The sequence below is a fragment of the Blautia luti genome (assembly GCF_033096465.1).
GTDB classification, from domain to species: domain Bacteria; phylum Bacillota; class Clostridia; order Lachnospirales; family Lachnospiraceae; genus Blautia_A; species Blautia_A luti.
Map to the genome: position 1 here is coordinate 3,119,861 of NZ_AP028156.1, position 23,489 is coordinate 3,143,349.

Annotated in this window: 23 protein-coding genes, 3 pseudogenes, 1 riboswitch and 1 other annotated feature; of the genes and pseudogenes, 2 read left to right on the forward strand and 24 right to left on the reverse strand. The window is 41.8% G+C overall.

Going from position 1 to position 23,489, the window contains the following annotated elements; genetic code table 11:
- Positions 1 to 28 precede the first annotated feature (28 nt).
- The 3 genes and pseudogenes from R8695_RS14430 to R8695_RS14440 all read right to left on the reverse strand — a co-directional run bounded on the left by R8695_RS14430 (position 29) and on the right by R8695_RS14440 (position 848).
- Positions 29 to 292 carry a DUF308 domain-containing protein gene (locus R8695_RS14430; RefSeq protein ID WP_243139438.1) on the reverse strand — a complete coding sequence of 88 codons (264 nt, stop codon included), beginning with the start codon at positions 290 to 292 and terminating at the stop codon, positions 29 to 31.
- Positions 293 to 382: 90 nt separating this feature from the next.
- Positions 383 to 448 (reverse strand): annotated as a pseudogene (locus R8695_RS17755) (hypothetical protein); the annotation flags it as partial.
- Positions 417 to 848 carry a DUF2238 domain-containing protein gene (locus R8695_RS14440; RefSeq protein ID WP_243139437.1) on the reverse strand — a complete coding sequence of 144 codons (432 nt, stop codon included), beginning with the start codon at positions 846 to 848 and terminating at the stop codon, positions 417 to 419. The gene R8695_RS14440 and the pseudogene R8695_RS17755, both read right to left, overlap by 32 nt.
- A 291-nt stretch (positions 849 to 1,139) precedes the next feature.
- Between R8695_RS14440 and R8695_RS14445 the strand changes: the two genes are divergently transcribed.
- The gene (locus R8695_RS14445) at positions 1,140 to 1,847 is read left to right on the forward strand and encodes a hypothetical protein (RefSeq protein WP_154779588.1); all 708 of its coding nucleotides are present in this window, start codon (positions 1,140 to 1,142) and stop codon (positions 1,845 to 1,847) included.
- A gap of 13 nt (positions 1,848 to 1,860) precedes the next feature.
- Here the strand turns inward: R8695_RS14445 and R8695_RS14450 are convergent, their stop codons facing one another.
- The 3 genes from R8695_RS14450 to R8695_RS14460 all read right to left on the reverse strand — a co-directional run bounded on the left by R8695_RS14450 (position 1,861) and on the right by R8695_RS14460 (position 5,922).
- On the reverse strand, positions 1,861 to 3,591 hold the full coding sequence (locus R8695_RS14450; protein ID WP_154779587.1) for a S8 family peptidase: 1,731 nt from the start codon (positions 3,589 to 3,591) through the stop codon (positions 1,861 to 1,863).
- 180 nt (positions 3,592 to 3,771) lie between these two features.
- On the reverse strand, positions 3,772 to 3,993 hold the full coding sequence (locus tag R8695_RS17900) for a LysR substrate-binding domain-containing protein (protein WP_317676279.1): 222 nt from the start codon (positions 3,991 to 3,993) through the stop codon (positions 3,772 to 3,774).
- A gap of 234 nt (positions 3,994 to 4,227) precedes the next feature.
- The gene (locus tag R8695_RS14460) at positions 4,228 to 5,922 is read right to left on the reverse strand and encodes a carbon starvation CstA family protein (protein WP_055052711.1); all 1,695 of its coding nucleotides are present in this window, start codon (positions 5,920 to 5,922) and stop codon (positions 4,228 to 4,230) included.
- A 72-nt stretch (positions 5,923 to 5,994) separates the two neighbouring features.
- Positions 5,995 to 6,237 (reverse strand) — a binding site (T-box leader).
- A gap of 467 nt (positions 6,238 to 6,704) precedes the next feature.
- Here R8695_RS14460 and R8695_RS14465 point away from each other — a divergent pair.
- On the forward strand, positions 6,705 to 7,019 hold the full coding sequence (locus R8695_RS14465; RefSeq protein ID WP_243139435.1) for a hypothetical protein: 315 nt from the start codon (positions 6,705 to 6,707) through the stop codon (positions 7,017 to 7,019).
- An 18-nt stretch (positions 7,020 to 7,037) separates the two neighbouring features.
- Here R8695_RS14465 and R8695_RS14470 read toward each other — a convergent pair whose 3' ends face one another.
- The 18 genes and pseudogenes from R8695_RS14470 to R8695_RS14555 form a co-directional block, all read right to left on the reverse strand.
- Positions 7,038 to 7,832 carry a hypothetical protein gene (locus R8695_RS14470; RefSeq protein ID WP_154779585.1) on the reverse strand — a complete coding sequence of 265 codons (795 nt, stop codon included), beginning with the start codon at positions 7,830 to 7,832 and terminating at the stop codon, positions 7,038 to 7,040.
- Entirely contained in the window at positions 7,829 to 8,368 is a 540-nt protein-coding gene (locus R8695_RS14475) for an RNA polymerase sigma factor (RefSeq protein ID WP_154779584.1), read from the reverse strand. The genes R8695_RS14470 and R8695_RS14475 overlap by 4 nt, the downstream gene beginning before the upstream one ends.
- Before the next feature lie 299 nt (positions 8,369 to 8,667).
- Positions 8,668 to 9,105 (reverse strand): PPC domain-containing DNA-binding protein, encoded by a 438-nt coding sequence (locus R8695_RS14480; protein ID WP_118509398.1) that lies wholly within the window; start codon positions 9,103 to 9,105, stop codon positions 8,668 to 8,670.
- A gap of 108 nt (positions 9,106 to 9,213) precedes the next feature.
- A pseudogene (locus R8695_RS17760) lies at positions 9,214 to 9,513 on the reverse strand (L-ascorbate 6-phosphate lactonase); the annotation flags it as partial.
- Between the two features lie 21 nt (positions 9,514 to 9,534).
- Positions 9,535 to 9,753 (reverse strand): hypothetical protein, encoded by a 219-nt coding sequence (locus R8695_RS14490; RefSeq protein WP_154779582.1) that lies wholly within the window; start codon positions 9,751 to 9,753, stop codon positions 9,535 to 9,537.
- A gap of 112 nt (positions 9,754 to 9,865) precedes the next feature.
- The gene (locus R8695_RS14495; protein WP_118509395.1) at positions 9,866 to 10,237 is read right to left on the reverse strand and encodes a hypothetical protein; all 372 of its coding nucleotides are present in this window, start codon (positions 10,235 to 10,237) and stop codon (positions 9,866 to 9,868) included.
- Between the two features lie 383 nt (positions 10,238 to 10,620).
- Positions 10,621 to 10,980, reverse strand: a complete 360-nt coding sequence (locus tag R8695_RS14500; protein ID WP_330584955.1) for a hypothetical protein — start codon at positions 10,978 to 10,980, stop codon at positions 10,621 to 10,623.
- A 318-nt stretch (positions 10,981 to 11,298) separates the two neighbouring features.
- Entirely contained in the window at positions 11,299 to 12,081 is a 783-nt protein-coding gene (locus tag R8695_RS14505) for a ZIP family metal transporter (RefSeq protein ID WP_154779581.1), read from the reverse strand.
- Between the two features lie 249 nt (positions 12,082 to 12,330).
- On the reverse strand, positions 12,331 to 13,224 hold the full coding sequence (locus R8695_RS14510) for an alpha/beta hydrolase (protein ID WP_243139434.1): 894 nt from the start codon (positions 13,222 to 13,224) through the stop codon (positions 12,331 to 12,333).
- Positions 13,225 to 13,350: 126 nt separating this feature from the next.
- Positions 13,351 to 13,698 (reverse strand): annotated as a pseudogene (locus R8695_RS17765) (NUDIX hydrolase); the annotation flags it as partial.
- Between the two features lie 49 nt (positions 13,699 to 13,747).
- Entirely contained in the window at positions 13,748 to 14,566 is an 819-nt protein-coding gene (locus R8695_RS14520) for a TrmH family RNA methyltransferase (protein WP_118509392.1), read from the reverse strand.
- A 148-nt stretch (positions 14,567 to 14,714) separates the two neighbouring features.
- Positions 14,715 to 15,641: an AEC family transporter gene (locus R8695_RS14525; RefSeq protein WP_118509391.1), complete on the reverse strand. Its 927-nt coding sequence runs from the start codon at positions 15,639 to 15,641 to the stop codon at positions 14,715 to 14,717.
- Positions 15,641 to 18,061 (reverse strand): glycoside hydrolase family 3 protein, encoded by a 2,421-nt coding sequence (locus R8695_RS14530; RefSeq protein ID WP_154779580.1) that lies wholly within the window; start codon positions 18,059 to 18,061, stop codon positions 15,641 to 15,643. Before R8695_RS14530 ends, R8695_RS14525 begins: the two co-directional genes overlap by 1 nt.
- Positions 18,062 to 18,079: 18 nt before the next feature.
- A complete protein-coding gene (locus R8695_RS14535; RefSeq protein ID WP_118509389.1) occupies positions 18,080 to 18,694 on the reverse strand; it encodes an NUDIX hydrolase in 615 nt (204 codons plus the stop codon).
- Between the two features lie 161 nt (positions 18,695 to 18,855).
- Positions 18,856 to 19,491 (reverse strand): ECF transporter S component, encoded by a 636-nt coding sequence (locus R8695_RS14540; RefSeq protein WP_118509388.1) that lies wholly within the window; start codon positions 19,489 to 19,491, stop codon positions 18,856 to 18,858.
- 176 nt (positions 19,492 to 19,667) lie between these two features.
- Positions 19,668 to 19,800: riboswitch (FMN riboswitch) on the reverse strand.
- Between the two features lie 62 nt (positions 19,801 to 19,862).
- Positions 19,863 to 21,536, reverse strand: a complete 1,674-nt coding sequence (locus R8695_RS14545; RefSeq protein ID WP_154779579.1) for a glycoside hydrolase family 13 protein — start codon at positions 21,534 to 21,536, stop codon at positions 19,863 to 19,865.
- A 165-nt stretch (positions 21,537 to 21,701) separates the two neighbouring features.
- Positions 21,702 to 22,709 (reverse strand): LacI family DNA-binding transcriptional regulator, encoded by a 1,008-nt coding sequence (locus R8695_RS14550; protein WP_118509386.1) that lies wholly within the window; start codon positions 22,707 to 22,709, stop codon positions 21,702 to 21,704.
- Between the two features lie 27 nt (positions 22,710 to 22,736).
- The gene (locus R8695_RS14555; protein WP_118509385.1) at positions 22,737 to 23,468 is read right to left on the reverse strand and encodes an ABC transporter permease; all 732 of its coding nucleotides are present in this window, start codon (positions 23,466 to 23,468) and stop codon (positions 22,737 to 22,739) included.
- Between the last annotated feature and the right edge of the window lie 21 nt (positions 23,469 to 23,489).

The following is a 23,489-nucleotide window of genomic DNA, read 5'->3' on the forward strand; positions in this document are numbered from 1 at the left end:
TTAACTGCTCTGGTTTTAGTGTGGTGAGTTAGTTTTCGGTCTTTCCGAAATTGATTCCAAGTACGATCATATTGATCCCCTGCATCAAAACAGAAAAAGCGATCATATATCCTGCAGAGATCATGGTAAGTACAGGATGAGTAAATGAAATGATGCTGACAATTACGGATAAAACACCGCACACAATGCTCAGGATACCTTTTCCTTTAGATGTTTTATATACCTTTGCGCCGCCGGCAATCTGGAAAATACCATAAATCAGAATGATTGCACCAACCAGATAAGCAGCCATTACGTCTGTGATGAACCGCCGAATGCCGCTGAATAATAAGATAATACCTGCAAGTCCTTCCAGAACACCGAGAATACATGCTCCGATTTCTTTCTTTTCTTTGGATAAAGAAAGGATTACAAGCTCAATACCATTTACAAACAGAAGGATTCCCAGGATCCATCCGATGGCAAGAAAAAGCTACAAAATATGGTGACATTTTAATGGAAAACCTGTCACTGCGGTTAAAAAGATCGATCAGTGCAAATCCGATGGCAGCCATCAGAAAACCGTTAGTAGTATGTAAAATGGTATCCCAGATAGGGATTTTTACATAAAAGGCATTGATCTCGCCAAGAATTTCTGCGGAAAAGATAAAGATCAGAATGACTGTCTCCAGTCCCGGTGGTATTGTGACGCTCAGTTTCCTGTCCAGAAACTGTGGAACCATAAAAAGGATCAATGTTAAGATTCCCAGAAACATATTGTGGTAATTTCCCAGAAAAAACTGACGTACAACGGATAAGATTACCAGGGCGGTAAGCACCATCTGGATCTTTGTTCTGTTCTTTTTCAAACCTGAATTAGCTTTCGTTTTTCTTTTCCTCCTTCCTTATTTTATATCCTCATCCTCGCTGTTTTTATTTTAACATAAATACACTTAAACAACAATATCTCTATGAATTTAAAATGAATAAATACATGAAAATTTTAGATATTTTTCAATATATCAATTTAAGTCCAAAAGAATCATTCATTATCAATGAACTTAAAATGAAATTATAAAAAGTTCTATTGTATTTTGACGAAATTTATAGTAACATTAAAATCAGAAAATTATTAACGAACAGAAAGCAGGTATTTTTACATGAGATATAATGTACTTCATTTTTTTGAACGTAAAAATATTGATATATCTAATATTCTTTATCTTACACGTCAAAATCCACTTACAAAAATTACATTTTTTGATGGTAAAGAGATCCTAACTGCAATTCCGGTGAAAGAGATTGCAATTTATCTTCCGGATGAAGAATTTGTGAATATTACAAAAGGTGTTCTTCTTCGAAAATCACAGATTGTAAATATTTCAGATGACGGATTATATACCATGACAGATGGAAGTGTATTTCAGGGACGAAAAAGGAATATCAGTCAACATAAACAGCTTAGACAGGCGTTAGGATTGTCCAAAGAACAGGATGAAAAAGCAGAGAAGATGATACCCCTTGAATTGTTGGAAAAATGTAGTATTCTCAATGACATGCCGCTTGCTTTTTGTGTTATTGAACTTGTATTTGATGTGAACGGCAGCGGAGTAGATTTTGTATTTCGTTATTGTAATGAAGAAATGGCTGTTGTAGAGGGAATTCCGGTTTCAGAAATGCTGAATAATTCGTTTTATAAGGTGTTTGAAAATGGAGATAAAAAATGGCTGGTTACTTATGCCGACGTAGCTTTAAACGGTACAAAGGTCATTTTACATGATTACAGTCCGGAAATCGGGAAAGATCTGACTATTTATTGCTTTCAGCCACATCCGGGGTATTGTGCATGTATATTGATTCCGGAATGAATACATTTAGCTTTCACATATGAGGGAGACTTTGGGCTGTACATAAAGCGCCCCACCCCACTTCCTCATTTGGATACACCTCGTACCCCTGCAGTGGCTGCGCCCCTCTTCTGAGATATGCTTTTACTTTTTCCCCATAGAGATAGGGATCGTTTCCATTTACAATCCCCCATTGCATTAACAATGCTGCAGATCCGCTGACAAAGGGTGCTGCAAAAGAAGTCCCTGTTACTGTTCTGTAACCGCCGCCGGGTACGGGAGCAACTATGTTTACTCCCGGTGCCACCAGATCCGGTTTCCGGTAAGGCAGTCTCCTGCTGCCCCTTCCGGAAAAGTCCGCATAGGCGTCAACCAGCGAATCATATGCTCCAACTGCAATAATCCGCCGGGCGGTAGCAGGTATGGTCAATGTCCCATATGCCCTTGGTTCATAAAACCCAGTTCCTCTGTTCAGGGTATTTCCACCTGGCAGCCACAGGTAATATTCCCCTCCTTTGACCTTTTTTCCACTTAAGATGATTTTCCAGTCTCCACTGTCCACATAAGTTTCCCCAGGAAGGAAATCTATGTAGATTTCCTGTGTCAGATGATAGGGTCCAGGTTTGCCATAATAGATTAAAAGATCTGTATTTCCCAGTCTGTACCTCTGAGGACCAAGCTTTTCATCTAAGGGACCGATCCGGTTTCCGGATGGATTTTCAATATAAATACTCATCTCATCCTCATAGGATTTCCAGAGCTGCACATTTAATGTTGGTTCCCTGCTGCTCACAGACAATTCTATTTGTCTGGTCTGTCCCTGTTTCAGGGTCCCTCCCTCATGCAGAGGCTGATTGCCATTGTTTCCTGTACCTGTACAGATGACCAGACGTCCCGTAGAAGAAACCATATCTATATATGTTTCAAGAAGGGAATCTCCTTTGTGGGATCCATAATTATTTCCAAAACTGAGATTAATTGCCATTGGCCTTCCCATAGCCAATGCCTGCCTCACCAGATAATCAATCCCCTGTATCAGTTCCGTAGTTCTGGGAAAGGAGTTTTCTCTGGGGATTCCCATTTTCACAACCAGCAGGTCGCTTTCATAAGCCACTCCCTGATTCACCCCATCTGATGCCCTCCCATTTCCTGCTGCAATCCCCAGCACGGAAGTTCCATGTCCACTGTAATCTGAAGATGGAACAAGACGCCTGCCCTGGTTTTCTCCAAGTGCAAGCGCTTCATCGATCTGCTCTTTCGTATATTCAGTTCCTGTCACATATCCCTGAGGTGGATTTCCCTGTATGCTCTGATCCCATAAACGTAAAATTCTGCTGCTCCCATCTGCATTTCGGAAATCAGGGTGAAAATAATCCACTCCTGAATCCACAACTCCTGTCAGGATTCCTTTTCCCGTCAGTCCATTCCTGCCGGTCTGCACTGTGCGGATGCAGCTCGCCCCCTTCGCCTGAAACAATTCAAAATACAAGCGTTTGGGTTTCTCCATAAATTCCACCTGCACTCTGTGGGAATACTCATCAATCTCACTTTCCGGCAAAGTTACCACTGCATAGCCGCCTAACAATGGCACTACCTGAATTCCATTTCCAGCCAGACCACTTTCCGGTCCGCTGTACTTTATGATCACATCCCATAGCCTGGTTGCAGGATCATATCCTACACTAAGATTTCCTGACTTTCTACGCTCCTGTGGGGTTGCATCCATTGCAAGATTTAAAAGGTTATCTATTTTCTGATCTGGCATTTTAATCTCATTTCCAGATATTCACTTAGTCTATTATATACAAAAGTTCTGCATACGGACTCTTATTATAACAATTTTAGGAACTGATAATTCATTTCATGCTTTTCAAGCCAAAGCCACTTTCAAACTGCTTTTAAGAAACAATTTTGAATGACTCCCAACGAGTACAGACGCAAGCGGTCATAAAAACCATTCCATCTTCTCCCTCACATCCGCATGCTTCAAATAAATAACATTAAATTCTCTGACTATGGGCTCACCCTTCAATGTAAAAATCCCAAGCTCCGGGTCGCTTTTGGCAAGTACTTCATATACAAATGAAATTCCATACCCGGACTTGATCAGGTCGATGATCATCTTAAAGCTGGAAATACATATATGTCGGTGAAAACGCTCCAGGATGAGAAATTGATTGGCTGACTATCGACAGGTGATTGAAAATCCTACTAACTACGGTAACTTAATTTGAACAAAATATACCGCAAAGTCAAACGGATAAAATCATCCTCTCCGCTACTTGCTTGATTCGATTGAATAATCCCCCTATTAAAAAAGACACTTCGGAAAACTTTCCCAAAGTGTCTTTTTTCAGGTTTTTATTTTTATGTAAAAATATGAACCGCTTTATTTCATAAATTATGCAGTCTGTTTTTCATCATTTTTTTCAAAAAGCTTCTTCACTCCCTGGATTGCTACCAGCACACCAAGGATCAGCAGTAACACTGCGAAGATAAGCTGTAAGGTATTTCCAAGGTCCAGGCCTGTGGTAAATAATGCTTTTGTAAGCTTGCTGATGGTCATACCCAGTGCAGTAAAGGTAACTGCCATCATAAATACCATAGGAATCCAGAGCATGCAGCCCTGGCGTTTTGTTTTCTTAAGAAATACTGCGCAGGCTACAAGGGCAAGTACAGATAACAGCTGATTGGCAGAACCAAACAGTGGCCAGATTTCTGCATATCCTACCTTTGTAAGCAGATAGGCAAGTACCAGTGTAATGATCGTCGCAAAATATTTATTGGTTACTACTTTTAAGAACGGGCTCATATTTTCCTCGTCTGTATCAGAATCAAGGAAAAATTCCTGGAATGACAGACGTCCTACTCTGGCTACTGAGTCAAGAGATGTCAGCGCAAAAGCTGATACAGCCAGATTGATCAGTGTAAATACCAGGGAATGTGGTAAACCAATTACAGAAAGGAAGTTTGCAATAGCACCTGCAAATATCTGTGGCTGAGTGGTAAGCCCCTGTGCTGCTGCCTCACCATCTGCAAAGGATGCAACAGCGATCAGTGCAATAATTGCCAGCATACTTTCCATAAGCATTGCACCAAAGGAAACCGGAAGCATGTTCTTTTCATTTTTGATCTGTTTTGATGCAGTACCGGAGGATACCAGTGAATGGAAGCCTGAAACTGCACCGCAGGCAATTGTCACGAAAAGAATAGGGAACATATACTGTCCGTCCACATTAAAGCTTGTAAATGCCTTAAGATTACAGGATGGGTTGGCTGCAAATACACCGATAACCGCACCAACGATCATAAAGATCAGCAGATAACTGTTCAGATAATCACGGGGCTGGAGCAATGCCCATACAGGGGCAACACTGGCTACCAGAATATATGCAAAGATAATAATATGCCAGGTTCCAAGACTTACATATACCGGGAATTTAAGTCCCAGCGCAATTGCGAGCACTAATAATAAAATAGCCACTGCAGTATTGATCCATTTATTAAACTTGGAATATTTAAGGAAAAATCCCAGTCCCACTGCCTCAATAATAAATAACATAGAAGTTGTTGCAACTGCTCCGTTTGCTGCTACCTTGGTAACTGTTCCTGCATTATCTGTCACAAATCCGTTAAAGGTTCCTGCCACAACATCTGCAAATGCTGCAACAACCAGAATACAGAACAGCCAGCAGAATAAAAGGAATAATTTCTTTCCCAGTTTTCCGATATAAGCTTCAATGATATATCCGATTGTACGGCCTTTGTTCTTTACAGAGGCATACATGGATGCAAAATCCTGAACTGCTCCGAAAAATACACCGCCGATCAGGATCCAGAGCATAACCGGAAGCCAGCCGAAAATTGCTGCCTGGATCGGTCCGTTGATAGGACCTGCACCTGCTATGGATGCAAACTGATGACCAAATACCACATTGGTATCAGCCGGTACATAATCCACTCCATCCTCCATCTCATATGCCGGTGTTTTTGCTTTTGGGTCAATGCCCCATTTGTTCTGAAGATAACGGCCATACAGAAGATATGCTCCACCAAGCACTACGATAGCTATTATCATCATTACTATTCCACTCATAATGTCTTCCCTCTTCTTTCTTTTATATTTATATATAAAAAAACGCCCCTGCTATCCAATTTCCGATTGGATAACAAAGGCGGAATATTCCGTGGTACCACTTTGTATTATTATACCTGTCACCAGATACAATCTCTTAACACTGTCTAAGCCAAACAGCTTCTCCTGTAACGTGAAGACCACGTCCCGGCTTACTATAGATTTCAGCGGGATGCTCCCGGGTGATATCACAAAATACCATCTGCCGCATCTCACCTGCTTGCGACTCTCTGTAATCCGGTTTCTTCTGTGACCTGTCCTGTTCTATGCATTTCTCTTTTTTATTTATCTAAAGTTTTACTCTTTTTTTTATAAAATATCAAGAGATAATTTATATATATTTTACAATTATAGATATATATTTTTATACAATATATATAACTGTAAAAGCAGACAGTGCTTTGCACGCACAGTCTCACCTAACCTTTCCCGAACTATAGCAATCCTCGTAAATAATGCATTTAAGACAGTTCAGCAGAGTGCGAAAGATATCTGACGCAGGATTTCACACTCTGATGGGCTGGATTAAGATGCATTATTTTAGAGGATTGCTATAAAACCATTTTCAAATGCATTCATTTGTATAATATACGTAATTGTTTTTCTGTCTTGTACTTTCTCCGTCCTCTGCATATAACAGAGAAAGAAAATTTTACAGAGATTTTTCATTAGCGAGCATGTGTATTTTACAAACTGTTTCTATAATAGTAATCAAAGAATTGAAAGAGAAAAGAGGAATCATTATGTATCAGACATTATGGAATTCTATTAATAAACAGGTAAAAGACTCACATGCTTCCGCAGCTTTTCTGGCTGTTTCACTTATGGGCTGGACAACGATCGGTCTTCTGGCAGGATTTTTGATCTGCATGATCGGCGGTATGTCCTTCGTTACAAAGATAACCGTTGTCCTTTGCAGTGGCGGATATACAGGACTGATTCTTGGTTTCTTTGGCGGTATTTTATATCTGTACAGCTCAGAACCCCGTCATTTGGCTGACGCCACCCCTTCACAGGTATTTCCACAACAGTTACAAAAAGATGGTGAACCGGACTGAATTCACCATCTTTTTTCTTTATCTTCTGTTATTAATAACCTCTCTCGCCATATCTGCAAGTTCACCGGCAGATAATTTTCCATCTATTTGCAGCAAATCATACTGGATGCCATCTTTATTCCAGTTAACGCTTTGAACCTGACTGACTTCAATCTGAGAAGCGCTGTCATCGTAACTGAATACAACTTTTCCACTGGCCTGGTCTTTTTTATCCTGTTCTGTCAATTCGTAATCATCCGATACTACTTTATTTATATAATGTACATAATACAGATTTGTTCCATTTATAGTGGCAATAATATCACCTGCCGGTGTAAGCTTTGAATTGAACTTCTGCTGTTCAAACGATACAACATCTCCATTCTTCTGATAATCAAAGGACACAGATTTAAACTTCTCAATTACATTTGCATTGTCGTCCTTAAAACTGTTTTTTACAATATTGCCATCCTTGAAGCAGTACCCGTTCTCAAAGGTATCAATCAATACCGGTCTATACCCAATATCCTTTGTAACCTGTTCTGCCGTTGGAAGAGATGTATAATCAGCACGTGATGCAGATGAACCTGTCCACATTGAAATCTTTCCTGTTGCCGCCACAGCAGTAGCTCCAATTGTAAGTGTTGCAGCTATCAACAAAGGTAATATTTTCTTTTTTGATCTCATAGTCGTTTGCTTCCTTTCTGTATCTGCGAAGTCAAGTTTTGCATAAACTCTCTGTCTGACATTCTTTGTGTCAATATCAAGAGCATTGCAGGAAGTATCTGCCTGTTTTTGTATTCCCAATTCTTTAAGCAAATTTTTTCTTCTCATAATCTTTCCTCCGCATTCGATAACATTTTTCTGAGTTTTCTTTTTCCTCTTGAAAGTCTGGTCTTAACTGTAGAAATATTAAGTCCCATTGCTTTTGAAATGTCCTTGATTTTTTCATCAAATTTATACCGCCTTACAAAAATCTCGCTGTCAGGTTCGCCAAGACTCATAACTGTTTCCCATACATAATTATTGTGAAAATTCTCTTCAATGAAATCTTTGCCATCTGACAGTTCAATATCTTCAAGAAATGTATGATCCGTTTTTCTGTTTATCCGTTTCAGAACAAAATTCCGGGCAACAGTAGCAAGATATGACCGTAATGTACCTTTCTGCAAATCTATCCTTTCGGCATTCTTCCAGAGTACAACAAACACGTCTGCCACAATTTCTTCAATATCCTCTTTCGGCAGTGAATTGCCGGCCATATGATACAAAACAGTACTCAAATACGGCGTATAAATTCGGATTGCTTCATCTATTGAATTTTTTTCTCTGTTCCTGAGACGTTGCAAAAGCTCTGCTTCATCTGTCATATCAACCCTACTTTCTTTTTAATACTTTCAAAAATTAAAAGCTTTTAACCTTTACATTCTTATATATCCTGTTAAAGAGCAAAAAGTTTCATTTTTAGCAAAAAAAAGTATACAGAACTTGTGTTGAATTCTGTACACTCTCAATGAACTGTTCCTTTTGCATTTTATCTTCTACCCATCCATTTACCTGTGATACCTGATAAAAATAAAACCTCCAAACTGAGTAATCTTATCTTACATCAGTTTGAAGGTTTGCACAAGAATTCCTTGCTCAATCAAAACAAATCGTTTTCTAAAGTCTAGTTAAAATCCCAGAATCCAGTCCCTGTTTCAGGATCATATTTGCGGCGGATAGTTCCACCTGTTACCGGGCGAAGTTCGATTTCTGCAGTATACAGTACAGTAATTGATTTCATATGACCTGCTGCCATGCAATGTCGTTCACCATCTTTATAAGAAAATACTGCATGGGTATGATGGTAACAGGTATTATTTTCACCTGTGACCACGTTTCCGTTTAAAGATACCAACTCAAGCATTCCGGAAATGCGCTGTTCTTCGAAGCTGCCTGTCTCCGGGATAAAGGTCTGGATTTCTGCATCCTTGCATCCTCCGATTCCGGAAAAAGTGGCTGATCTGATATTTTCTTTTTTACATATTTCGAGGATTGTACTGATAATCTCGTCATCACGATCCATTCTTATGTAATAGCATTCGCCGAATTTTCTGTAGTCCATTTTTTACCTCCATTCTGTTACAGCAATTTCTCTCCACAGGCAGAATCAATAAGCAGCGTATTAATAAAACCGCCTCGCAAAGCGCCAGCAACAGCAGCTGCTTTTGCTTCTCCATGCAAATGGATCAATTACAAACGGAACATTTCTCAGGTTTGGCTGCATGGCTCTTGCGCCACACATATTTGCCATCTGATGTCCTACTTTCATCTTTCCATCACCGTGTGTACGCTTTCCGTTTCCACACCAGAGATCGATGGTGCTGTTTGTGTCTGCCGTTGTCTTGAACCATACGCCTGTACATCCTAACTACCACATTGCTACATTTCCCGGTGCTACTACTTCGTTCTCAATGTCTTCTACTAACCATGTACCCCATTCCGGGATCTTCGTTCGGATCACCCAGTGCATATTTGGTTAAAGCACTTACGCTCATGGAACCAATTGGAAGTCCTGCCTGAAATACGGCTTCCATGATTTCTTTTTTTCTGCTGTATTCATGAAGATGCGGTTGATTTTCTCATCTGTGGCATTTATGCACATTTCCATATAATCATAGCCGCATTCTTTCGCGCATCCTAATTTCTCGCTCCATGATAATGTATTTCTCATGGCTTTCTCATATAATCCAATCTCATACTTTTTCATCATGCAATCTCCCTTTTGTTACCCCAATACTTGTTTACTTTTGATTTCGATTGCATGATAGCATTTCAGATTTTGGTTTTCAACGTATTTTCAGTTAATGCACATATGTGCAATTTTAACATCTTCCACAATTTCTGCAAGGAAAGCATCCTGCTTTTTTTATATGTGGATACCACTCATGAATCTCTGGCAGTGGTTCGCCTTTTTTCCATTCTTTTACACCATAATGGTCTTTAAAAAGCACTTTTTCCCCAATACATTCTATTTCCAGTGGATGGATTGTGATTTTTTCAGGATTCATACAGCTTTGATGGATTCTTGGAGAAAGTATCTGATTTTCGAATGATACTTCCTGATCCATAGTGACGATCCGTATATGGTTTTCGCTTATATGTTCTATTTTCTGTTCTGCTACACATGTGTAGTTTGCAGGGATTTCTGATTTGTTGATCGTAAATGTCCCTGCGGGAGTTTCTGCTGTTTTCATTTGTCTGCCACCTTATTTTTTATTTACAGCGAGCTTCGGAAATAATACATTTGAAACAATTCGGCTGGATTTCACTTTCTGATAGACTGGAAATCGGATAAAATCATACCTTTCATTACTTGCTTGATTTAGTTAAAATGTATTATTTCTGAAGATTGCTACAATCTTATTAAGTACAATGCCTACTATATTACACTGTATAGATTCTGTCCATAGTGTGTTATTATCAATAATGAAGATGATTTCAATTCGGGAGATTTTATTGTGATTTTCAAGGCCCAAAAATATATCAAAAGAACTACATTTTGTTCTGAATTGCGATGGGTATTTTTAATATACAGTAAATAAGCTTTGTGTTATTATGATAACACCAGTTTACAACTTTATAAATGATAGATTTGTTGATGAATCAGCTGTTTTAAGGCCTTTGTCATGGCATTTGATTTTATATGTGTTTCGATATTTTTCACGAAAGTGGCAAAAAATATCTGACTGCGAATGCCCTGACTTAATTCAAAACGAAACTCCTGTACGCTTTTTGTACGGTACTCAGAAAAATGTTCGTTCTGATAGGGCAGAATCTTCATGGCACAGTAACTGATGTTAATCAGATTGACCAGCATTTCAATCCCTTTGCAGCTTCGCACCATATAGTTACAAAAAGACCAGAACGTTTTCTGTTCATAGTAGCTTGTTTCAATATTCCAGCGTAACGAATATAGCAACAGTGGAATGTATTTCATACAGTCACTTCCGGTCTGGTTCAATGGTGCTTTTTCCTGCCATGCACAGAAAATCTGCAGATCTTCCGGGAACATGGTACTGAAAAACAGTCGTTTTGTACCATGTTCTTTTCTGTGACAGTGACATAGGCAAGGACTTCCCTAATACATCAGAAAGTCCTGTACGATATTTTTTTATGAAAAAGTTGTAAAGTGGTGTTATTATATTTATTGTAGGGATTGTATTGAAGAGAAAGAAGAATTAGTTAATCGGAGATTCGGTCAAATTTTCAGGTGGATACATCAGTCATATATTGAGCTGGTGTCTCCACCTGTTTTTTATCCCAGTGCTACATCCAGGATCATCATCAGTGAGAATCCTACTGCGAAGAAAACAGTTCCGATATTGGAGTATTCTCCGGCAGACATTTCGGGGATGAGTTCTTCTACTACTACGTGGAGCATGGCTCCGGCGGCGAAGCTTAGAAGATAGGGAAGTGCCGGGACGATGAGTCCGGCGGCAAGGATTGTCAGGACTGCACCGATGGGTTCTACGATCCCGGACAGGACTCCGCCGACAAAGGCTTTGGTTTTTCCCATTCCTTCGGAACGCAGGGGCATGGAAATAATGGCTCCCTCCGGGAAGTTCTGGATGGCGATTCCAATGGATAGAGCCATGGCTCCCATCATGGTGATCTGAGTATGTCCGGTTAAGTAGCCGGCATATACAACACCTACTGCCATTCCCTCTGGAATATTATGCAAAGTTACTGCAAGAACCAGCATGGTAGTTCGCTGGAATTTGCTTTTTGGGCCCTCGGCTTTGTCACTGTGTTGATGAAGATGTGGAATAATGTGATCCAGTAAAAGCAGGAAAAATACGCCGATCCAGAAGCCGACTGCTGCGGGAATAAATGAAAGTTTTCCCATTGCAGATGACTGTTCGATCGCAGGGATCAGCAGACTCCATATGGATGCAGCTACCATGACTCCAGCAGCAAATCCGGTCAAAGAGCGCTGGATCTGTTCATTCAGGTCTTTTTTCATGAAAAATACGCAGGCTGCGCCGGCAGATGTACCGATAAATGGAATTAATATTCCATAAAATACATTTATATTCATCTACCTCCTTAAATAATACATGCAAAATATGAATGGTTTATAGCACTCCCGTAAAATAATATATTGGTTGAGAATCTTTTCATTTCCAATTATTTCAGCTTATGCCATAGACTCATATTTATGAAAAGATTTAGTTAGTTCTATCTAACTTTATTTAGTATAACAGATTTCTTCACAAATAAAAAGAGCATACAGAACTTTTTATCAAATTCTGTATGCTCTTCTTTATTATTTACAGGTATTGACTTTTTATCTGTTCATCATTCTGCGGAAGAAATCGCATTCATCATCATTGCACTTCTGTCCCTGTGGTTTCTGGATGGTTACATGGAATACATGATACAGAGGTTCTTCTTCGCTTCCATAAGTTACGAATTCATAATATACCCCATTTTCTTTCAACGCTTTTTCCAGCAGCGGAGCCTGCGGACGGCAGTAATCTCCTACACAGGTCATCAAATATACCGGCGGGAAAGCAGGTGTTACGTGATCCGGTACATTGATCAGTTTCCGTTCTTTTTCAGAGCCTTTTTCCGGGAGAAAATCACTCATCAGTTCATTGTCCTGTTCGCTTCCCAGTACTTCTGTAGTTCCAAGAGGTGCATAAACTCCACAGTTAAGTGCTACTGCTTCCGGTACAAATCCATCCGGTACTTCGAAATCATAATTGGCAGCATATGCCGGATTGGTGCAGATTGCACTGTAAAGTCCGCACAGATGACCACCTGCAGAATCTCCCGCCATGAATACATGATCCATATCCAGTCCATACTCATCCTGATGTTCATACATCCAGCAGATTACATTATTGGTATCTTCCAGAGGTGCCGGGAATTTCACTTCAGGTGCCAGACGATAGGTGAAATTTACCACTGCAAATTTTCTCTGTGCCAGTGTCATTCCATAAAACTGGTACAGTTCTTTATCGCCGTAAATCCAGCCGCCGCCATGAACATTTACGATTACCGGAAGTTTCCCTTCCAGATTCTTCGGTCTGTAAACATCCAGTTTGTTCCACACAGGATCCGGTCCATATACCAGATCATCATAACGGCAGATATCCTCCGGTGTTGTCAGTCCTGCATCTCTCTTCGCGTCATTGATCTTCCACTCTCTTCTCATTGTGTCGCTTGCCTGTGACATAATCTTTTGTCCTCCTTTATATATCAACTGTTTTATTTACCCTTTTTTCTGGATTCACTGATAGTCATACCTGTCATTTTCCTGTTTTTTCCTTCTCCACTGTCCTGCACAGGCGGCGATCACCTCCAGCTTTTCTTTGGGAATCCATTCCAGTTTACCCTCATCGCATTCTTTCTGCATGCCTGTGAATTCATCGGAAGTGTACAGGCACATGTATTCCGTTCCGTATCCATCCTGTGTGAATGTGACAATTCCTCTGAATTTCCAGGAGAGAAGCTAGTATCCGGTTTCTTCACAAACTTCTCTGCAGAGGCATTCTTCCGGACTTTCGCCCTCTTCGAAGTGGCCACCCACGCCGATCCATTTATCTTTATTGATGTCATTTTTCTTTGTTATTCTGTGAAGCATAAGATAGCTGCCGTCTTTTTCCAGATAGCAGTGGGTGGTTAATACACTTTTCGTTTTGTCTTGCATAGATTACCTCGTTTTTTGCTGTCAGTCTTCTGTGTAAAAGCATTTGATTTTACCTGCGCCCCAGTTCCCAGAATGCTACTGCACTTGCAGCTGCTACGTTCAGTGAGTCTACTCCGTGGGCCATGGGTATTTTTACTGTATAATCGCAGTCTGCGATGGTCTGTGATGCCAGTCCGTCTCCCTCGGTTCCGAGAATGACTGCCAGTTTTTCTTCTGACTGGAGTGCCTGGTCATCGATTCCTACGGAGTCATCACGCAGGGCCATTGCGGCTGTTTTGAATCCGAGCTTTCTCAAAGTCTGCATTCCATCCTGCGGCCAGGCAGATTTTTTGTCAAAGTATGTCCAGGGAATCTGGAATACTGTTCCCATGCTGACTCTGGCTGCGCGGCGGTAGAGTGGGTCGCTGCATCCGCTGGTTAAGAGCACTGCATCCATATGGAGTGCTGCCGCTGAGCGGAAAATAGCTCCGATATTTGTAGGATTTACCACATTCTCAAGCACTGCTATGCGGCTGGCATTTTGGCAGATTTCTTCTACAGATGGCAACGGATTTCTGCGCATTGCGCAGAGCATTCCGCGCGTAAGGGCAAATCCGGTAAGCTTGACCAGAAGTTCGTATTCTGCAGTGTAGACCGGAACTTCTGGAAAACGCGCTAACAGTGCTTTTGCTTCCCTCTCCAGATCTTTGTATTCTACCAGAAAAGAAATTGGCTGATATCCGGCGTTCAAGGCTCGTTCAATTACTTTTGGGCTCTCCGCAATGAAAATTCCCGGTTTCGGTTCATAGTATCTTAAAAGCTGCACCTCGGATGTTCTGGCATATACATCCAGTTCCGGCGCAACGAAATCTTTTATTTCGTTAAACATAAAAATAAACCTCCAAACTGAGTAATCTTATCTTACATCAGTTTGGAGATTTGTACAAGAATTTAAATTCCTACCTACTGCTTATTGCTTTTCCCAATTGAAGCAGGGGACTTACTTGATTTGGTTAAAACAGTCAGAGATTTCCGTTTCAAATAAATTGCAAAATCCAGTATACCAACGGAAGTGTCACAATGGAGCAGACTGTCGTCACCAGGATTCCGCCCATGGCGTAATCGCCGTCTGTGCCGTATGCGTTTGCCATCATAACCACGGATGACATAACAGGCATTGCAGATGTGAGGGTCATGGTCATGCGGATCTCTGCAGAAATCGGAAGCAGACCCAGGAGCAGATAAAAGAGCACCGGGAAAATCAGCATTTTTATTGCTACGATTCCATAATAGTCCAGCTTGCAGATATACTTTCTCACATCCATGCAGGCAAATACTCCGCCAAGATAGATCATAGCCAGAGGAGTGGCTGTTGCTCCGATCTTCGAGAATGCAGTGTTCAGAATTTCCGGCAAACTGATTCCCGTCAGGATAAAAATTAGTGCTAATACAATGGCAACTGTGACAGGATTGATCAGTTTTTTGAAGTCAAAACTGCTATGTTCTGCTTTTGAAGTAAGTCTTACCCCAACAGTCCACAACATCAGCTGATCGATCATAGTAAATACAGAAATATAAAGCATTCCTCTTTCCGGGAAGATACTGGTTACAATAGGAATCCCCATAAATCCGATATTTCCAAATGCGCTCATGGCAGAATACAGCTGCTGATGGTCTCCCTGCAGATGAAACAGTTTCCCCGACAGGAAGCTTAATCCAAACAGACAGAGGTACATAAAGAACGCAATCCCAAGAATGGATAAGGAGTGGAAAAGCATCTCCTTATCTACTCCATTCACCGTGTTTGTAAAGATCATAACCGGCAATGCCAGCTTGATCACCAGTCTGGAAACGACTTCCATATTCTCTCTGTTCAGCACCTTTGTGCGAATCAGAAGAATGCCTGCAAGAATATAGATCACAAACATTCCCAGCTGAGTGATCAGAATATTCAACGTATCCATCAGTCAATCTTCAGAATCACATTCAGGATCCTTCTTGCGCTGAGACGGATCTCCTCTTCTGTGATAAAGCCTTTCTCATATGCTTCTTTCACACGCTCCGGAAAACCTGCTGCCATTTTGATGTCATTTCCTGCTTTTGTCTCACGGTAATGTTCTCCGAATGTCCACCAGTCTGTGGTAACCAGTCCATCAAATCCCCATTCATCCCGGAGAATACCTGTCAGGAGATCCTTATGCTCAGAAGTATGAACACCATTCAGCAGATTATAAGAAGACATGATGGTATATGGATGAGCCTCTTTTACGATGATCTCAAACTGTTTCAGATAGATCTCTCGGAGTGCTCTCTCGGATACTCTGGAGTCGGAATCCTTACGGTTTGTTTCTTTATTATTGGCTGCAAAATGCTTCACACTTGCTCCGATGTGCTGAGACTGGATGCCTCGTACCATAGCAGCTCCGGTCTTTCCTGCGAGATACGGATCTTCGGAATAGTACTCGAAGTTACGTCCGCAGAGCGGGCTTCTGTGGATGTTGCAGGCCGGTGTGAGCCAGATGCTGATGTTGTTTTCTTTTACTTCTTCTGCACCGGCTTTGCCCACTTTCTCTACCAGTTCTTCATCCCAGGTGCTGGCAAGAAGTGTAGCGCATGGCCATGCAGTTGTCTTTACTCCGCACCATGGACGGATACGAAGGCCTGCAGGTCCGTCGGCTGTCATAATATTCGGAACACCGTATTCCGGGATATTTCCCATGCCAAAGGTGTCTGCACATCCTGTGTTCGGCTGACCTCCCAGGAGATTGATACAGGCATCCAGACTCAGAAGATCCATGAACTCATCCAGAGTCATTTTTCCCTCTGCTACATCCTCGAAACGAACTCCTTTCGGATCAATAAAATCAAGGAAGTCAATTCCCTTATGCATTCTTGTGTCAGGACACGGCAGACCGGACGCATATTTGTCCTGTCTGGGCAGTCCCTCTTCTTCTACATATTCACGCTGTGGAAGTTCCTCATAGGAACCATCTGCAAGCATACGTTTCGGCAGATGATATGGTGCTGCTTTCTGACTTAACTGCTGGGTAACTGTGTCTTCTTTTACTTCATATGTAAAGTCAATCTTCGCTGCGTCTCTTACGTTTATACCGACGTAAATTACATATTCTCCTGCTTCCAGAACATAGGCAGATTTGCATACTTTGCCCAGGTCATCGTAGGATGCCATCTGGTTTACCGGAAGTTTCAGGGTAAGGATCTGGCGTTCACCTGGCTGGAGAAGGCTTGTCTTTTTGAATGCTCCCAGTACTTTGGCTGGCTTGCCAAGTTTGCCTTGGGGTGCTCCGTAATAGAGCTGGATCACTTCTTTTCCGGCTGTTTTTCCGATGTTGGTTACTTCTGCCAGAACTGTGATCACACCGTTTTCTTCGGAAGCACCTGTTACTTTCCAATCAAAATCTGTGTAGGAAAGACCGTAACCGAAAGGATAATTTACCTTCTCTGCTGCTCCCGGAATCGTTTCGAAATAGCGGTATCCTACATAAATATCTTCTGTGTAATCTACATAAAATGCAGATTCATGGAAGTTCGCTGAGGACGGATAATCTTCCAGATTTTTGGCATAAGTATCAGACAGTTTTCCAGATGGATTCACATCACCACACAGCACATCTGCTGTTGCAAGTCCGCCTTCCATACCACCCTGCCATGCCATCAGGACTGACTGGATCTCGTCACAGTCTTTAAACCACTTGGTGTCTACGATACCGCCCACATTCATCACTACGATCACATGTGGGAATGCTTTTTTTACGTTCTCCACCATGGCATTCTCTGCGTTTGTAAGGCAGAAATCGCCATCCTCGAAGATCTTCGCAGATAAGTCTGCCTGTTTCTTCTCATCTCCATCCATGACATATCCATCCTGTGCAGCTTCACATTTTCGATCCCAGCCTTCCCCTGAGAAACGGCAGATCGTAATGACCGCAGTATCTGTGTATGCTCTTGCTTCCTGCAGAAGGTCTTCCGGAATCTCCGGTTCCACAGTCATGCCAGGTACTGCGCCTTCTGCGTACTGTTTCCGGATGTTTTCCTCATAATATTTCGCAAGTTTATCGAAGACTTCTACTTTTCCCTCGTCCTCTTTGATCTTCATTCCTTCGTAAAGGTTACGGATATATTCCACAGTTACGTCACCGCTTCCGCCGCCACCTTTTACGTAATCTACTGTGCCCTTGCCAAAGAGTGCCACTTTCGTTCCTTTCCGGATCGGAAGCGTGTTTTTCTCGTTTTTCAGAAGGACCATTCCTTCTCCTGCTGCCATTCTGGAAAGTGCAATGTGTTCTTTACTTCCTGTTACCTTTCTTCCATCTTCTCCCAGCGGAAGTACCGGTTGGTAAAAGCTTCTCTGCCATTTTCCCATTCTATTAATCCTCCCTTATCAAAGTTCTTTCTTTAAAAACGCAAATGGTTCGTCATCCTGAAGAAAATGCATCAGCTGATAGGCACACATGATCGCAACATTTTCTTCTTTCAGGATCCTTTTTACTTCTTCTCTGTCTGCAAGCACAACCTCGATTTCCTCGGAATCTTCCTGGGCATCTTTGCTGATCTCGCCTTCTGCATAACCGTAAACAGTGGCACAGGATTCGTCGGTCATTCCGATTGTTGTGAAATATGGTTTCTCGAATGCAGGGTTCACCTTCAGAGGTGTGAACTTCAGCCCGGTTTCTTCGTGCATTTCCCTTACTGCGCCTTCGTGGAATTCTTCATCCGGTTCTACCAGACCAGCCGGAAATTCATAGATATAATCCCCGATGGTATATCTGTACTGACGCACCAGTACAACCTTATCCCGTTTCTCTCCGTAGAGACTGTAAATGATCACACCGTCCGGTGTATTTTCCCTGGTTTTAATTTTCATCTGCTCAATGCTTTTCGCACGGGATGCCACGAAATATGATACCGGAGTGTTGTGAACACTGGTGGCATTTATGTGGTATAAATTCACGAATTTACTGTCTGTCAGTTTCTCAATGTCATGTATCTGTCCCATTGTTTTTGTTTCCTTTCCCTGTTTCTATTTATCACATGCTAACGTCTGTCTCATCTGTTTTATCTTATCACACTCTCATAGTTTTTTTAAGCCTGTGAGCATAAAAAACGGCCGTAGATTTTAATTCTACGGCCATTTCTCTAATTTCATTTTATGATCCATCAGTCCCCTTTAAGAACTACACGGATTCTCTTATAAATAAGGAATACGATCAGGGATGTCAGTGCATATTTAAAAATATTGAATGGGAAAATGATGATCGCTGCAAATGTCAGCAGATTATTTACAGAACTGTGTACTGCGCTTCCCATTTCAATGAATGCTTCGATTGGCATTCCAAAAGCTTTTCCGTAAGCCGGAAGTAAAATGAATGCATTGATAAAACATGCAACTACTGCTGTCAGAACAGTTCCTACTGCCATTCCCACTACTGCGTGCTTTCTGCTCTTAACAGATTTATAGCGGTAGATCAGTCCTGCCGGTACTGCGAATGTACATCCGAAAATGAAGTTCGCCAGGTCTCCTACACCTGCTGTCATAGTTCCCTTAGATACCAGATGCACCAGGATCTTTACCAGTTCGATCAGTACTCCGGCGATAGGTCCCATTGCGAAAGAACCGATCAGTACAGGAATTTCAGAGAAATCCAACTGATAAAAGGATGGTGCCAGGAAAGGAATAGGAAACTCCAGATTCATCAGGATTCCGGCAATGGCGCCAAGCATGGCCACCTGCGTGATCGTCCTTGTCTTACTTCTCGCTACTACATTTCCACTTCTTAATACCTGTTCACTCATACTGTTTCTCTCCTTTGAAATTTTTCTTTATGGATCTGCTTTCTGCACATCCTGTTTAAAAGAAAATTCCACAAGCTTCTTATATAATGAAGCTATTTTATTTCGAAAGTAATCTCCATCATATAAAAAACCCCGGATCACTGATCCGGGGTACTGAGCACGTATGGTAAATATCTCGTGTTCTTCTCTCATCCAGACTATACTGTCGGTTTTGGAATTTCACCAAATCAGCCGCCGAAGCGGGTCGCGGACTATAACCGCCGGTAGGGAATCTCAGCTATGCTGATCACCACAACCCCGAAGAATTTTCTTTTAACTGAAACCGATTATACTATATACGCATACTCATTTCAAGAGATTTTATTGATTTTTCAGTCTTTTTTATAAAGCACAAATGCTTCATATGGATTCAGGACAATTTTCCTGTCAAACGCTGTTCTGCCCATATTTGTGATCAGGCACTGAGTTCCCTCTGCGAATGTTTCCGGAAGTTCCATTTCCGCTTCCTGTGCACTGAAATTGCATACTGTAAGCAGCTTCTCTGATCCAAGCTTCCTTATGTAAGCAAAGATCTGGTCATGGTCACGGTACAGAGCCTCAAATTCTCCGTATACGATGATATCCATTTCCTTACGCAGGCGGATCAGCTTCTGATAATAATGGAAAACAGAGTCTGGATCTTTTAACTGGTCTGCTGCATTGATCTGCTGGTAGTTTGGATTCACTTTGATCCATGGTTCCCCTGTAGTGAAACCTGCACTTGCGGAAGTATCCCACTGCATTGGTGTTCTGGCATTATCACGGCTTCTGAGCATCAGACATTTCATCATATACTCCGGTGTCAGTCTGCCTGTTTCTGTCAGCTCAGTGAAATAATGAAGGCTTTCGATATCCCTGTAGTCCTCCAGCTTGTCGAAATAGACGTTAGTCATTCCAAGCTCTTCGCCCTGATATACATACGGGGTTCCCTGCATCATATGAAGACAGGTTGCCAGCATCTTGGCTGAAATGTCGCGGTAAGCAGGATTATCATTTCCGAATCTGGATACACTTCTTGGCTGGTCATGGTTGCCAAGGAAAAGGCTGTTCCATGCTTTTCCTGCCAGTTCTTCCTGCCATTTGATCATGATCTTCTTGAACTCTTTGAAATCATACCGTTCTGTCGTCCATTTGCCATTATCGCCATCATTTTCCACATGCTCGAACTGGAATACCATATTCAGCTCTTCTCGATCATCACCTGCATATTTCTGTGCTTCCTCAATAGTAACTCCTGAAGTCTCTCCCACAGTCATTACATCATATTTGGAAAGCACCTCCCGGTTCATTTCCTGAAGATATTCATGTACTCTTGGTCCATGGACACTGTATGGTCCAAAATCTCCATAAAGTCCTCCGTGAGTCTCTCCGTCCGGAAATGTCTGATCCTTGGAGATCATACTGATCACGTCCATACGGAAACCATCGATTCCTTTTTCACACCAGAAGTTCATCATATCATAAACTTCCCGGCGAACCTTGTCGTTCTCCCAGTTCAGATCCGGCTGCTTCTTGGAAAACAGGTGAAGATAGTACATATCTGTCTGTGCATCATATTCCCAGGCTGAACCGCCGAATACTCCGCCCCAGTTATTTGGTTCCTTCCCATTCACCGGATTTCTCCAGATATAATAGTCACGGTACGGGTTATCTTTAGATTTACGGCTTTCGATGAACCAGGAATGCTCATCAGAAGTATGGTTTACAACCAGATCCATAAGGATCTTAATTCCTCTTTTATGCGCCTCTGCAAGGAGAGTTTCATAATCTTCCATGGTTCCGTAATCTTTATAGATCTTTCTGTAATCAGAAATATCATAGCCGTTATCATCCTGAGGAGACTCAAGCATAGGTGAGATCCAAAGTACATTTACACCCAGCTCCTTCAGATAATCAAGCTTTTCTATAATTCCTCTGATATCCCCGACTCCGTCTCCGTTACTGTCCTTGAAACTTTTGGGATAAATCTGATATACAATACTTTCTTTCCACCAGGTTTTTTTCATAACTTAAGCCTCCTGTTTTCATTTCTCAATCTTACTGTTGTGTTATTATATACCACGGAACAGTATGAAATCAATAGGTTTCTCGTGAAACTTAAAATATCTCTAAACTTTCCATTTATATTTTGTGCAAAACCTCCAATAATAAACCATAAAAAAGAGACCCTGCTACTCTTTCACAGAATCTCTCTTGATCAGCCGCACAGGGCTTTTGATATTCAGTTCTTTCATAGATTCCCCGGCAATCATTTTTATCAGACGCCGGTATGCCAGAACCCCCTTCTGATGTATATCCTGATGTACAGTGGTAAGCCTGGGCCTGACAAACTCTGCATAAATACTGTCATCATAGCCTACTATCGATATCTGATCAGGAATCCGGATTCCCTGGTCAAAGAAATAGTTCATAGCTTCAATCGCATCATAATCAGAGGAAAAGGCCAGTGCCCTTACTCTCAGGAACTGAGGCAGAAGCTCATCATATTTTTTCAGACGTCCTGTTTTCTCACCAGGCACAATAATCAGGCGGGAACGACTGCAGAACTCACCATTTTTCTCCATAGCCTGCTTAAATCCCATCCACCGTCTGGCATCACTGTCTCTGTCTGTCTCTGCAACAAATAAAGCCTTGCGATAACCGCAGGAATACAGATATTCTCCAACCTGATAACCACCGGAATAATCATCTACTCCCACATTCTGAAAAGTGTACTCTCCTTCCGGATAAGCATCTATCAACACCATTTTTTTGTTCAGCTTCCGTGACAATTGATAGTATCTTTTCTCATCATATCCCAGAATGATCAGTCCCTCCACATTCCATCTGGATGCCATATCTACTACATTATCAATCTTCTCACCACCAATAAGCATGACAAAATAGCCGTTTCTTTCCGCCTCTGTCTGTATAGTGCCCACAAGCTCCCCCACAAAGGAGTCCTGCAGAGCCTGCATACCATGAGTCACAGCAAATCCCAATACTACGCCGATGATCCTCGAACCATGGCCCGACAGCATTACGGAACCCATATGTGGAACATAATTCTGTTCTTTCAGGATGCGGGTGATCTTATCTATTGTTTCCTGGGAAACCCTTTTGGTATTCCCGTTTATCACATTGGAAACCGTAGTCCGGCTCACACCCGCCATATCTGCAATGTCCTGAAGCCGGATCATTTTAACCGCCTCCTGTTTTATAATATTTTATAAATTCTTTTTCTTATAAATAAACCATGATGCAGCCACGGTAAATGCCAGCAGATAAATCAGAAGGATCACGATCCCTCTATAATTAACCGCTTCTCCGGCTGAAATGCTACGGATCAGATGGCTGGTCTGGGACAGCGGAAGTGCTGCCACAAATTTGCCTACAGCTCCCGGCAGTTTCTCAGTGGAGAAAAATGTGTTGCACAGATATGCCATAGGCATAATGATGTAATTGGAAAATCTGGGCACATCTGCGTGATTTTTTGCCAGAAAAGACACCACCACACCGATGGCCGAAAATACCGCACCGTTTAAGAACATTACCAGAAAGGACCATCCGTTAAAGATCAGTCCTGTCTCGATAGGTGCTGTAAGAAGCAGGATGATCCCCCCTGCATACAGACCGCGGAGACTTCCTCCTATGATCTGTCCTGCAATGAACTGCCACAGTGGAGTAGGTGAAATCATTACCTGGTCAAAAGCCTTCTCATACAGCCTCTGGACATTCAGATTCTGCGCAATGGCATTAAAGCTTCCATTCATGGTTGTCAGTGAAACCACACCCGGGATCAGGAAATTCAGGTATGGCTGTCCGTGGGAAGTGGTCTGGATCCCCATTCCGAATACGATGAGGTACATTAACGGCGCGATCATGGCCGCCAGGGTGATCTTATAGAAATCACGTCTGAATTCCACCCATTTCTCCCATAATATTGTGATAATTCCCATACTTTTTTCTCTCCAGATTAC

What these genes read in the sequence shown, in the direction of transcription:
- R8695_RS14430 (WP_243139438.1), bottom strand. Translation starts at nt 292, where the DNA reads ATGGCTGCTTATCTGGTTGGTGCAATCATTCTGATTTATGGTATTTTC.
- R8695_RS14445 (WP_154779588.1), top strand. Translation starts at nt 1,140, where the DNA reads ATGAGATATAATGTACTTCATTTTTTTGAACGTAAAAATATTGATATA.
- R8695_RS14450 (WP_154779587.1), bottom strand. Translation starts at nt 3,591, where the DNA reads ATGCCAGATCAGAAAATAGATAACCTTTTAAATCTTGCAATGGATGCA.
- R8695_RS14460 (WP_055052711.1), bottom strand. Translation starts at nt 5,922, where the DNA reads ATGAGTGGAATAGTAATGATGATAATAGCTATCGTAGTGCTTGGTGGA.
- R8695_RS14465 (WP_243139435.1), top strand. Translation starts at nt 6,705, where the DNA reads ATGTATCAGACATTATGGAATTCTATTAATAAACAGGTAAAAGACTCA.
- R8695_RS14470 (WP_154779585.1), bottom strand. Translation starts at nt 7,832, where the DNA reads ATGAGAAGAAAAAATTTGCTTAAAGAATTGGGAATACAAAAACAGGCA.
- R8695_RS14475 (WP_154779584.1), bottom strand. Translation starts at nt 8,368, where the DNA reads ATGACAGATGAAGCAGAGCTTTTGCAACGTCTCAGGAACAGAGAAAAA.
- R8695_RS14480 (WP_118509398.1), bottom strand. Translation starts at nt 9,105, where the DNA reads ATGGACTACAGAAAATTCGGCGAATGCTATTACATAAGAATGGATCGT.
- R8695_RS14490 (WP_154779582.1), bottom strand. Translation starts at nt 9,753, where the DNA reads ATGATGAAAAAGTATGAGATTGGATTATATGAGAAAGCCATGAGAAAT.
- R8695_RS14495 (WP_118509395.1), bottom strand. Translation starts at nt 10,237, where the DNA reads ATGAAAACAGCAGAAACTCCCGCAGGGACATTTACGATCAACAAATCA.
- R8695_RS14500 (WP_330584955.1), bottom strand. Translation starts at nt 10,980, where the DNA reads ATGAAATACATTCCACTGTTGCTATATTCGTTACGCTGGAATATTGAA.
- R8695_RS14505 (WP_154779581.1), bottom strand. Translation starts at nt 12,081, where the DNA reads ATGAATATAAATGTATTTTATGGAATATTAATTCCATTTATCGGTACA.
- R8695_RS14510 (WP_243139434.1), bottom strand. Translation starts at nt 13,224, where the DNA reads ATGTCACAGGCAAGCGACACAATGAGAAGAGAGTGGAAGATCAATGAC.
- R8695_RS14520 (WP_118509392.1), bottom strand. Translation starts at nt 14,566, where the DNA reads ATGTTTAACGAAATAAAAGATTTCGTTGCGCCGGAACTGGATGTATAT.
- R8695_RS14525 (WP_118509391.1), bottom strand. Translation starts at nt 15,641, where the DNA reads ATGGATACGTTGAATATTCTGATCACTCAGCTGGGAATGTTTGTGATC.
- R8695_RS14530 (WP_154779580.1), bottom strand. Translation starts at nt 18,061, where the DNA reads ATGGGAAAATGGCAGAGAAGCTTTTACCAACCGGTACTTCCGCTGGGA.
- R8695_RS14535 (WP_118509389.1), bottom strand. Translation starts at nt 18,694, where the DNA reads ATGGGACAGATACATGACATTGAGAAACTGACAGACAGTAAATTCGTG.
- R8695_RS14540 (WP_118509388.1), bottom strand. Translation starts at nt 19,491, where the DNA reads ATGAGTGAACAGGTATTAAGAAGTGGAAATGTAGTAGCGAGAAGTAAG.
- R8695_RS14545 (WP_154779579.1), bottom strand. Translation starts at nt 21,536, where the DNA reads ATGAAAAAAACCTGGTGGAAAGAAAGTATTGTATATCAGATTTATCCC.
- R8695_RS14550 (WP_118509386.1), bottom strand. Translation starts at nt 22,709, where the DNA reads ATGATCCGGCTTCAGGACATTGCAGATATGGCGGGTGTGAGCCGGACT.
- R8695_RS14555 (WP_118509385.1), bottom strand. Translation starts at nt 23,468, where the DNA reads ATGGGAATTATCACAATATTATGGGAGAAATGGGTGGAATTCAGACGT.